This is a genomic window from Mesotoga sp. UBA5825 (genome assembly GCF_002432955.1).
GTDB lineage: Bacteria > Thermotogota > Thermotogae > Petrotogales > Kosmotogaceae > Mesotoga.
This window is the reverse complement of the sequence record NZ_DJHG01000099.1, coordinates 89,239-100,319: the sequence shown is the minus strand read 5'-3', so window position 1 is coordinate 100,319 and position 11,081 is coordinate 89,239. Positions and strand designations below refer to the sequence as shown.

Sequence of the window (11,081 nt, the reverse complement as noted above, 5' to 3'; positions counted from 1 at the left end):
TTCTTGTCGTAGAACTTCTTGACTATCCAGCGCACCAAAGCATTCATGGCGCCGGTTTCTGAGTAAATGTTTATGAACACAGACGCTGTCAAGAAGACGAGACCAACGTCAAAATAAGTAAACATTCCTTCCACAAGCAACCTAGATGGGAAGCCAAATCCACCAACGAGAGCACCAACAATGGCCGTTATAACCATCGAGATCTCTGGTGATTTCAGCTTCCAGCTTGCAATTGCGAAAGTTGCAACCATAATGATTGCTACTATTGTCGTTTCAAGATACATCTAGATTCCCCCCCAGATTAGCGAAATCAGTTTCACAGTTGCTCACTCCACCTATTCGCTCTTGAACATTTGCTTGATGACATCCATGAAGTCGATAGTGTTGTCGATCAAAGTGAGAGGAACATTGTTTTCCTGAGCAATTCTTGTGAACTTGCCGTCCTGGTTCCCACTCTTAACAACTATCAGGTAGTCAGCATACGGAGCAATGGCATCAATAGACTGTTCGTCTGCACTTCCCGGGTTGCCTCTTCTCTCTTTTCCCTCGATGTGTGCGGCTACAATGTACAAACCAAGCCTCTTTGCCTCTGCTATCATCTTGTTGAGTCTCGAAATCTCTTCTTCAATTGTTATACCCGAGGCACCTAGACCCTTTGCAGACGAACCAATTATCACAAAGAGCATTTTGTAGTCTCTGGCAACTAGATCATTGGGATCGTCTCTCAACGGCTCGGCATTGTAATCGAAATCTGTTTCAGATATGGCCTTTGACTGCCATATTAGAAGTCTGGCCATCTTCCCTCCGGGTCCTTGCCCGGCGTTAGTAAGAAGGAAAGGCAATTCGCCCTTAACAGGGTCGTCTCCACTGATCAATGCAAATAGAGATGTTGTTGACAGAATAGAAATAGCAACGAGTACCAACAGTGCTTTCTTCATTTTCGTACCTCCTGGAAAAATAGAATAAATGAGCAATCGAATTTCTGGAAAACGCATTAAAGGACTGCAGAGACTCACATCCCTTATATATGGCGGTTTACCAGGAGAGTCTACCACAAGTCTCCTTAAACCTCGTGGTCTCCGAATTAGTCATGAGAAGCATTCTAGAACAAGTATTGAAATTTATCGCGTTGATAGAGCCGATTTCTCTGCTAATCTAGTACGTAATCCAAATCATAAATTTTATATAGCAAAAAGTTACCGGCCAAGACGCCGTCAGTTTATGGGTTAGAGAAAAGTTCTCCTTTTGAAGCTCATTCCAGAATTGTTTATCGGTATTCTAAAGAAGAGATCATGAACACTCGGTGTCTTCGTCTCAAAAACCGATACAACCAGTTCACAAAAGAATTATAATAAAAGAATCATAAGAAAAACACCCGGTATTCGGAGAGCGAACACCGAGACTATGTCTTCATCTTGACAGAATTCAGATCAATGTGACGCTCCTTCAGCAGAATATGTCACCTAACCAAACATGGTCTTGAGATCGTCACTGACAATTAGACTAGCTTCAGTCATCTCCAGAATCTCGTCTACACTTACTTCATTTGACTTCTCTCGCAGAAGAAGACCACGTCTTGTAGGCTGAATTACTGCTAGTTCCGTAACTACTAAATCGACTGGCCTGTTCGAAGTAACAGGAAGAGTACACTCTTTGACAATCTTCGGCAGTCCCTTAGATGTATGTGTCATTGCAACTATAACTCGCTTAGCTCCGGTTACCAGATCCATTGCACCACCCATTCCGGGAACCATCTTCCCGGGAACCATCCAGTTGGCAAGAATTCCGCGTTCATCGACCTGCAGCCCTCCAAGTACCGTAATGTCAAGATGCCCTCCTCTAATAATCGAAAAAGACATCGCACTGTCAAAGGTAGCTGAACCCGGTAAAGCCGTTATAAACTGGCCTCCCGCATTTGTTAGATCTCTGTTCGCCATACCAGCTTCCGGAACGGGCCCCATTCCAATTATTCCGTTCTCTGACTGAAAATAGACTCTAATACCATCCGGAATGAAGTTCGATACTAGAGTTGGGATACCGATTCCTAGGTTTACCAGATCCCCATCACGCAGCTCCATTCCAATCCTTCTCGCGATTATCTCTCTTGCATCTATCATTGAGCTGCCCTCCCGACTACAATATAGTCAACCAGAACTCCCGGAATATGTATTTCATCAGGCGTTAGCGCACCAACAGGTACTATCTCTTCCACTTCTGCGATTACTGTGTCACACGCTAGAACAATTAGCGGGTTGAAGTTTCTTGCGGTTAAAGAAAAGACGAGATTGCCATAGTAATCGGCCTTCTTTGCCTTCACTAGTGCGTAATCAGCTCTAAGCGGCAACTCAAGAAGATACTCCCTTCCCTCTACAGCAACCACTCTCTTCCCTTCTTGAATGACAGTACCAACGCCTGTTGGAGTTAGAATTCCTCCAAGCCCTACTCCTCCTGCTCTTATTCTCTCAGCCAGAGTCCCTTGAGGAATCAGTTCCACTTTAAGCTCACCCTCCATCATTTGACGTTGTGTTTCTGGATTAGTGCCGATATGAGATACAATCACTTTACATGCGCACTTGTTCACAATAAGCTTACCTATACCCTTATCGGGAAAAGCGGTGTCATTTGCAATCACCGTCAACCCGCTGATTTTCTTGGTAATGATCTCATTAATAAGATTGTCGGGGGACCCGCATCCCAAGAATCCTCCTACCATCACGGAAGAATCTTCACTAACAGTTGAAACTGCCTCACTGATCTCCACAATCCTCAAGGGAACTCCTCCTTTAAAGCATAGTCTGGTCGGTAGCAAAAAGGACGCCGAGCATAAGACAATATTACCAAAAGCGCCTCAGAAGAGCAAAGTGATTCTCTCGCTCCGGAAACTCCTGTGTGCTAGTAATCTTGATTGTTATTTGCACTGGCTGATTGTGATGCAAAGGAATACTAGTAACGAGCTTTAGCCGGACCTTGCCTGAATGGAATCTGCTTTCATCTCCCATTTTCCAGAATAGAATCTGACGAACTTAAGCGTAGTTCTTAGGACCATGTCTGCCATCATCCCTATCCAGGCTCCGAAGAGGCCCATACCAAAGTGCCTGACAAGCACATAACCAAGTGGAAGTCTGATTAACCACATTGCCACTAGCGACGATTTCATCGGGAACGAAGTGTCTCCCATACCTCTAAGCGCTCCGGTTACGGCATAATCAGTTCCCATTACAACCTGGAACAAACCGATGATTCTCACAGGAAGTCTTGCCTCTTCGATGAGCGATGTTTCATTCGTGAAGATTGATATGAAAAGATCAGGGAATAGAGTTATAGCTATTCCAATTATCGAAGAAATTGTGAGTGCAATGAACCAACCTTGCCTGACTACCCCTATTGACAGCCTTCGTTGCCTGCTTCCGTTATAGATACCTACTAGTGCAGTTATCGCTACTCCCATCCCCCATGCCGGCATGAAAGAGAGAGACTCTACTTGAATTCCTATTCTGTGAGCTGCGTAGGCCTGTGGACTGGCTATGAAAAGAATGTTAGCGAAGACCAGAACCCCCAGCGAGAAACCGAAGTTCTCTATTGAAGCAGGGAGTCCTAGAACAAATACCTCCCTTAGCATCCATCTGGAAAGCCTCTGTGGTCTCCTGGTCATAGATATTCCCCGGTTTCTGAATAGAAGTACAATTATGATTACCGAACCTACAACTCTTGATAATACAGTCGCGAGTGCTGCTCCAAAAGCACCCATCTCAGGAAAACCGAACTTCCCGAAGATCATTGAGTAATCTAGAAAGACATTCAGCCCATTTGCAATCGCAGCTGCTATCAAAGGAGACCTGGTGTCACCTGCACCTCTTAGTGCAGCACCGAGAACAACCATTATGCTCATTGCCGGAAAACCGACCATTATTGTTTGAAGATACTTTGCACCGTTCATCTGCATAAATGCGTCGCTTGAAGGGAACAGCAGCGAGAGCAGATTCCCGGAGAATAGAGAACCGACTGAGAGAATCAAACCGACAACTATGCTTAGATAAATAGCATGCCAGGCGATAAGATTCACTCTGTGCTGATTTCTGGCACCATAGCTGTTTGAGATCAGAACCATCGAACCAGTGGATATCGCGACCAGTACTGCTTGAAAAATAAACACTACTTGGTTAGCTGTACCCACCGCAGTCATAACTCTCCAGTCGTAGTGACCGAGAAATGCTGTATCCGAAATTCCGAGCAGCATCTGAAGTGCATTTTCGCCAATTGCGGGAAGAGCCATTACTAGAAGCGATCTTCTTATTTCTTTAGCTTCGCCAGCATCAAGATACGACTTAAGAAGACTATAAGCCATTTCCGCCTCCACAGTAAGGAATCCGTACTATGAAGTTTAGCACGTACCTCCTTGGTTTGGAAGTGCATTAAGGAATAGAATATCAAACACAATCTTATGAATCTAGCACAAAACAATTACTGGCATGAATCGATGATTGAGAATATAGTTGAATGTTTAGAGATTTGGATTAAAGTGGTGCGTTACATCCCTCTTTTTTCAGTTTATATCTTACTCGATGGCACATGATAGAATAATGATCGAGGATATCCATGTGGAGGACTTTTCTAAGCAAAGGAGGCAAACGTGAGACCATTAGAGCTTGAAGGCTTTTTGAATTCTGTTCTTGAACCGGAGAAGTTCGATGACTATTGCCACAATGGTATTCAAATCGAAGGAGATAGAGATATAAAGAAACTCGTTACAGGGGTCTCCTTCAGCAACGCCTTCGTAGAAAAGGCCCTAAACTCAAGTGCCGATGCAATACTAGTACACCATGGAATCTTCGGAAAGACCTTCTTCAGACTCACAGGCCACCTGAAAAGAAGAGTCGAAAGCGTATTGTTAAATGGTGTCACGCTTCTTGGTTACCACCTGCCATTGGACGCAAATATACCATATGGAAACAACTACGCGATTGCTCAGAAGCTAGGTCTTGAGAGCCTCGAGAAATTTGACGTAGGCTTAATAGGCAGAACTCCTATAGAAACTACTGTGTCCGAGTTCACATTCTCTCTTTCTCAGCTTTTTCCTAATCAGAAGATATTCCTTCACAAGAACTCTGAAATCGTTCAGAAAGTATGTGTAATATCTGGTGGCTCCTCGTCAATGCTTGACAAACTTGAGGGCATCGCTGACACGTTTATATCAGGCGAAGTACGAGAACCTACCAGGGAACTCTCTAGAGAGATGGGTATCAATTACTTTTGCGTGGGCCATTACGCCAGCGAGCGGTTTGGTGTAATGAACCTCGGGCAACTAATAAAAGAAAGATTCTCGCTTGATGTAGAATTCATCGAGTACTATAATGAGGTCTAGTATTCCCTAATAAGCTCCGACCTAAGAATCCCCATGACGATTTCATCGTGGAATGCTCCGTCTCTGAAAATCTCCTGCCTCAACGTTCCCTCTATCTGAAAGCCGCACTTCGTATATGACTTGATTGCACGTTTGTTGAACGAATATACGTTGAGTTTCGCCTTGTTTATATTCATTTGGTCAAACACAAATGCCAGAAGCACTCTCATTGCATCGGTTCCATAACCTGCATTCCAGAACTGCTTTCCCAAAAAGATACCGACGGCTGCCACGCTGTTCTTCCAGTTGACCTCGTTTATTCCGCAGCCTCCTAAGTACTCATCGTCCTCGATCCTTGCAATGGCGAAGTTGTAGATATCCTTGAATGCGCTCTGAGAATCGTACCACTTCTCTTCCTCCTCAAGTCTTAGCGGAAACGGAATCCCCGGCACGAGCATCCTTTTCACTTCGTAGTCATTGATATACTTGTGAGCAGTCTCAACATCAGATTTTCTATACTCTCTAAGATATACCAGACGACCCATTAACACAGATACCACCCCCGTCGAAATAGTATACCAAAAGAGGTGCCACCCAGGGCACCTCTTGTTCTATGAAAGTTCTGAAATCTATTCTTCGGGAGCTTTAGTTGCCACGAATATCCCGTTCAGGATAAGGCCGGCAAGCGCGGCCAGACCTATTCCCTCGAACCTGACAGGCCCAATTCCTATGGCAGCACCACCGATACCCACCACAAGCATTACTGAGATGATAATCAGGTTCTTGCCGTCTACCTTCACTCGGTTCTCTATCAGTGTCTTCATCCCTACAGCAGCAATCATTCCAAAGAGCAAGATCTCAATGCCACCCATCACGGCTGTAGGAATCGACTGAATGACCGCTCCCACTTTTGGTACAAATGAAAGTATAATCGCAAATACAGCGGCGATCCTCATTACCGTGGGGTTAAAGACCTTTGTGATCGCCAAAACGCCTGTGTTTTCACTGTAAGTTGTGTTTGCTGGACCTCCAAAAAACCCAGCTACAGCTGTCGCGATTCCGTCTCCGGCCAGAGTTCTGTGTATACCGGGGTCATCATAGAATTTCTTTCCAACTATTGAAGACACTGCAAATATATCCCCGAAGTGCTCGATCGTTGGGGCAAGGGCCACAGGGACGAGAACGGTCAAAGAGTAGACCGAAAACTTAGGAAGTACAAAGGAAGGTATTCCTATCCAGCTAGCCTGGTTAACCGCATCGAAAGAGACGTTGCCGGTAATTGCAGCAACGATATAGCCTACGATTATACCGCACATAACTGGAATGAGTCTTGTAAAACCCTTAACATATAGTCTTACAATTACTGCCGTTCCCAAAGATACTATCGCTATCCACCAATTTGAACTTGCCATGCTTATTGCTGTGGGTGCTAGGTTCAAACCGATCACAGCGATTAGTGTTCCGGCAACAGCTGGTGGGAAGATCTTCTCGAATTTGCTAATCCCGAGAACCTTAATCAGGATAGCAATTGCAACTTGAACAAACCCTGCGATCATGATTCCGCCCGTTGCGTAGGCTATCATATCGGGTGTGATAGCGAACCCTGCGGAAATCGCCTCTGGTACAGATCCGAAAGCTTCAGGGGCGTTAGCATGATAGAGTATCACGGCATTGATTGGGGCAATGTAAGCGAAGCTCGATCCAAGGAAGACTGGCACTTTCCATTTTGTTAGTAGATGAAAAAGGAGTGTACCAATGCCTGCAGTAAACAACGCAACATTCACTGGAACGCCGGTCAGATATGGAACAAGTACCGTTGCCCCAAACATCGTGAATGCATGCTGCAGTCCCAGTACCAGAAGACCTCCTTTACCCAAATTCTTGCTCCTGTCTTCCTGTTCTTTTACCTCCTGGTAAGCCGACTTCTCATTGCTCACAAGATCCCTCCTCCGTATTTAAAGTAGTGTCGCAATCAAAGAAAAGACCTCACGAATTCACGTGAGGTTTTTTTCTTTGATCTTATATCATCTGCAATCTTGATTATTACCATCTCGATTGCACAAAGCGCATAAGAGATAAACACCGTGATACATAAGCGGTGACAATGACTCTTGTATCGGCTAGTGAACAGAGCTTCTACTCGTTCAAACAATGCTTCCGACATAAAAGTCACTCTCCAAGTAAAATCTTCCAAAGGTTATTCTATCATATGGATCGCCGATATTGGCCACGCGATATGCATCACAAATAATCTACTTGAAAAGGGTAACGTTGCATCAAAAATGAAACTACTCGAAAGGTAAGGATGAAGGGGATAATCTTCGCGAATGCCAAGTTGAAAGAGGTAGGGGCGAAGATGAAGAGAATAGACATGACTGGATTGATTGAGAAATACTCAGAGAAGTACAGGAAGGCTGGAAAGAAGGAGAAGAGTAGAATCCTTGACGAATTTATTGAATTAACTGAGTACAACCGGAGCTATGCATCACTCGATATGTATCAAAAGCCGGCTTTGCATGAGAAGAAAATCGAAATAGAACAAGACCTTCAGATGATGTGAGAAATCTCTTAATGACCGAAACTGTACATAGTTTTGCCAGAATGTATAATTAACTGAGAAGAAAGACAAGGAGGCGATTTTGTGGGAAACATATATGATGATGTTATCTGGGTCGACTTTGATACTCTTGAAACCTTTATGAAAGATGTCTTTGTTGGCGTTGGAGTTCCGGATGAAGATGCCGGAATCTGTGCTAATGTTCTTATTGCATCGGACAAGAGAGGTATCGATTCACACGGCGTAGGTAGATTGAAGCCTATATATGTCGATCGAATCAGGGATGGAGTTCAGAATCCAGTAACAGACTTCGAGATCGTTAGAGAAAGTCCCACTACGGCTGTAGTAGATGGACACAATGGAATGGGGCATGTGGTTGCTTATCGATCCATGAAGCTTGCTATCGAAAAGGCAAAAGCTTATGGAATGGGCATGGTTGCAGCGCGTAATTCAACGCACTACGGGATAGCCGGCTATTATCCAATGATGGCAATCAGTGAGGGCATGATTGGAATAACCGGCACAAATGCTCGTCCGTCAATTGCTCCAACCTTCGGGGTAGAAAACATGCTGGGAACCAATCCGCTGACCTTCGGAATACCCACAGACGAAGAGTTTCCTTTCGTCCTTGATTGTGCAACGTCTGTGGCTCAAAGGGGAAAGATAGAGGTCTATGCGCGTGCAGGAAAGGAGATTCCTGAAGGGTGGGTTATTGGTTTCGACGGCAAACCGAGGACGGACACTCAGGAAATCCTTATTGACCTGACAAAGGGAAAGGCAGCCTTAACCCCTCTAGGAGGAATAGGTGAGGAGACAGGAGGATACAAGGGATATGGCTACGCAACTGTCGTTGAGATTTTATCTGCGGCACTGCAAGCGGGCAGTTTCTTGAAGATGTTATCAGGATTTGGACCAGCTCAGGAAAAGCAACCCATCCCAATCGGTCACTTCTTCATTGCGATCAACATCGAACCATTCAGTCCAATAGCAGAGTTCAAGAAGACGGCAGGCGATATTCTTAGAGAGCTAAGGGCATCAAGGAAGGCTCCCAATCAAGAACGAATCTATACTGCCGGAGAAAAGGAATACATTGCATGGCAATCGAGAAAAGATAAAGGGGCCCCTTTGAATGCGGTTCTAAGAAAGCAGCTAGTACAGCTTCGTGATGAATTGGGGCTATATGAGTATAAGTTTAGCTGGGAATAATACAATTACCGGGAGGTGAAATGTCCTTTCAGGGACTCATTTCATGAAAATCGGAGTAGTTGGATTTGGTGCGGCATCAATAGGGTTCATAAGCGAGATATTGGGTGAAAACCATGAGATTCATATCCTGGAACGTTCCAAAGACATTTTCGGTTCAAGCATAAGCGGTATCAGGTCCGACGGTAAGATTTTCGTTTCCGATACCATGGGCGGCGACATGGAAATACCTGTTTCTGTTCAAAAAGAAGTAGTTGATTACTATTTGGGGAAATTGGACTCAGACGACAGCCTCCAAGTCAAGACCGGTATCTCTTTTGATAGAAAGTCGCGTTTCTTTAATCTCTTCTATGAGAAAGGCTTTGAGCCCGTTAACTCGAAATTCTGGCACATAGGTACGGATAAACTCGGTTCAGTATTGACAAGGATCTTCGATGAGTTTTCGAATAGAAAGAACATTCACTTCCATTTTGACTCCAGAGTCGACGAAATAAATATCGAAGACTCCAAGATAATTCTTCAAGGAGAGAGATTTGAGGCCGAGTTTGATTACGTGGTTATTGCAGTAGGAAGGAGTGGTCATGCTCTGATAAAAAAAGTTACCGCTCGATATCCTGAGATCGTTGCGTCCAGTAATACTGTGGATATTGGAGTGAGATTCGAGCTGCCTGATCATGTAGTGGAAGAGATCAACAACGAAATGTACGAGTTCAAAGTCAGATTGAAGACCAAAACAGGCTACACTGTAAGAACCTTCTGTAACAACCCCTCGGGAAAGGTTGTGCTAGAGAATTACGAGGACTTCGTAACGGTTAACGGTCATTCAAATTCTGATGGAAGCTCCGAAAACACGAACTTCGCCATTCTATGTACAACACGGTTCACGGAACCTTTTCACGATCCGATTGGTTATGGCTCATATATAAGTAGGCTAAGCAACATTCTTGCCGGAGGTAGGAAAGTCATTTCGCAGACTTATGAAGACTTCATCCAAAGCAAGAGAACCAAGAGGCTGGGAAGAGTCAAGCCTACATTGCCCGAAAGAGATTTCATTCTTGGCGACATCAACCTAGTCTTGCCAAGGAGAATTTCCGTTTCCATCACTGAGTTTATTGAGAAACTGAGCGAGGTTATTCCCGGTATCTCTTATCCTGACAATCTAATGTATGCTGTTGAGGTCAAGTTCTACTCAAATAAGATTGACAACGGCAGATACAGCAATTTGAAGTTCATCGGTGACTGCAGCGGACACACTAGATCGATAACCTATGCCACAGGCCACGGGAGACTACTGGGTTCTTCCCTCAAATAAGGAGGTTTTGAGGCGCGGTTTGCTTCCACCACAGTAAGTTACTTCCGAAGACGATCAACTCGACTGTGCTTGCGATTTGTTTCAGCACCAAATTTAGTGTAGTTGAGTCAGAAGCAAAGAATGAGCCTTCTTTCGTTGTACCAAAGATCGCTTCTTTCTCTATTTTTATTTGCTTTTTGAAAGTGATTGCGACTCTTGAAAGGCTAACCGCTTGACTGAGAAATCGATGCCGGTAAAGCATTTGCAACTATTCCGCAACTGAAAATATACATATTTCCTGAACTACTTGTCTCATCGAAAGGTCTCAAAGTTGAAAAGCCGAGATGAAAGATTGTTCTGTTACGTGAAAGACGGCAACGCCAGAGCAAAGCACACCAACACCCTTTTAAGTGCGACTTCTCCTCATAGCACCCGATAATGTATGTAAGATCAACCGGAAGGGTCCGATCAAAGATCGGGCCTTTACTTTAAAAGGGAGGGATAGCTCTTGAAGGTGATAAACTCCATAGTCTTCTTTGGAACAAGTAATCTCGGCTCTGCGAGAACATTCTATAAAGACCTAATCGGTCTGGACTTGTTTAAAGATCAGGGGAAATGCTTGATCTTTTCGACCCCGGGAGGCGGCATGCTCGGGTTCTGCAATCATCTTCATGATCGTTCCAGAGAAG

General features: G+C 44.5%; 9 protein-coding genes and 3 pseudogenes. 5 read left to right on the top strand and 7 right to left on the bottom strand.

What is annotated here, in order from left to right; translation table 11 throughout:
• The 5 genes and pseudogenes from B3N33_RS10315 to B3N33_RS10295 form a co-directional block, all read right to left on the bottom strand.
• A pseudogene (locus B3N33_RS10315) lies at nt 1-284 on the bottom strand (citrate transporter); the annotation flags it as partial.
• Nucleotides 285-335: 51 nt separating this feature from the next.
• On the bottom strand, nt 336-938 hold the full coding sequence (locus tag B3N33_RS10310; RefSeq protein ID WP_214061256.1) for a DUF6305 family protein: 603 nt from the start codon (nt 936-938) through the stop codon (nt 336-338).
• A gap of 525 nt (nt 939-1,463) precedes the next feature.
• Nucleotides 1,464-2,117, bottom strand: coding sequence for a 3-oxoacid CoA-transferase subunit B (locus B3N33_RS10305; RefSeq protein ID WP_292593251.1), 654 nt, complete (start codon nt 2,115-2,117; stop codon nt 1,464-1,466).
• On the bottom strand, nt 2,114-2,770 hold the full coding sequence (locus B3N33_RS10300) for a 3-oxoacid CoA-transferase subunit A (RefSeq protein ID WP_349682162.1): 657 nt from the start codon (nt 2,768-2,770) through the stop codon (nt 2,114-2,116). Before B3N33_RS10300 ends, B3N33_RS10305 begins: the two co-directional genes overlap by 4 nt.
• A gap of 186 nt (nt 2,771-2,956) precedes the next feature.
• Nucleotides 2,957-4,345 carry an MATE family efflux transporter gene (locus B3N33_RS10295; RefSeq protein ID WP_292593249.1) on the bottom strand — a complete coding sequence of 463 codons (1,389 nt, stop codon included), beginning with the start codon at nt 4,343-4,345 and terminating at the stop codon, nt 2,957-2,959.
• A 285-nt stretch (nt 4,346-4,630) separates the two neighbouring features.
• On the opposite strand from B3N33_RS10295, the gene B3N33_RS10290 reads away from it, so the two are divergent.
• A complete protein-coding gene (locus B3N33_RS10290) occupies nt 4,631-5,362 on the top strand; it encodes a Nif3-like dinuclear metal center hexameric protein (protein ID WP_099830596.1) in 732 nt (243 codons plus the stop codon).
• Here B3N33_RS10290 and B3N33_RS10285 read toward each other — a convergent pair.
• Together B3N33_RS10285 and B3N33_RS10280 are read right to left on the bottom strand one after the other, a co-directional pair.
• Nucleotides 5,359-5,892, bottom strand: coding sequence for a GNAT family N-acetyltransferase (locus B3N33_RS10285; RefSeq protein ID WP_214061353.1), 534 nt, complete (start codon nt 5,890-5,892; stop codon nt 5,359-5,361). The genes B3N33_RS10290 and B3N33_RS10285 overlap by 4 nt on opposite strands.
• 78 nt (nt 5,893-5,970) lie before the next feature.
• Entirely contained in the window at nt 5,971-7,278 is a 1,308-nt protein-coding gene (locus tag B3N33_RS10280) for a uracil-xanthine permease family protein (RefSeq protein WP_292593247.1), read from the bottom strand.
• Between the two features lie 434 nt (nt 7,279-7,712).
• Between B3N33_RS10280 and B3N33_RS13070 the strand changes: the two are divergent.
• The 4 genes and pseudogenes from B3N33_RS13070 to B3N33_RS10260 all read left to right on the top strand — a co-directional run.
• Nucleotides 7,713-7,829 (top strand): annotated as a pseudogene (locus B3N33_RS13070) (transposase); the annotation flags it as partial.
• 153 nt (nt 7,830-7,982) lie between these two features.
• Nucleotides 7,983-9,104 carry an Ldh family oxidoreductase gene (locus B3N33_RS10270; protein WP_292593245.1) on the top strand — a complete coding sequence of 374 codons (1,122 nt, stop codon included), beginning with the start codon at nt 7,983-7,985 and terminating at the stop codon, nt 9,102-9,104.
• A gap of 43 nt (nt 9,105-9,147) precedes the next feature.
• Entirely contained in the window at nt 9,148-10,413 is a 1,266-nt protein-coding gene (locus B3N33_RS10265) for an NAD(P)/FAD-dependent oxidoreductase (RefSeq protein WP_292593243.1), read from the top strand.
• 493 nt (nt 10,414-10,906) lie between these two features.
• Nucleotides 10,907-11,081, top strand: a pseudogene (locus B3N33_RS10260) (glyoxalase); the annotation flags it as partial.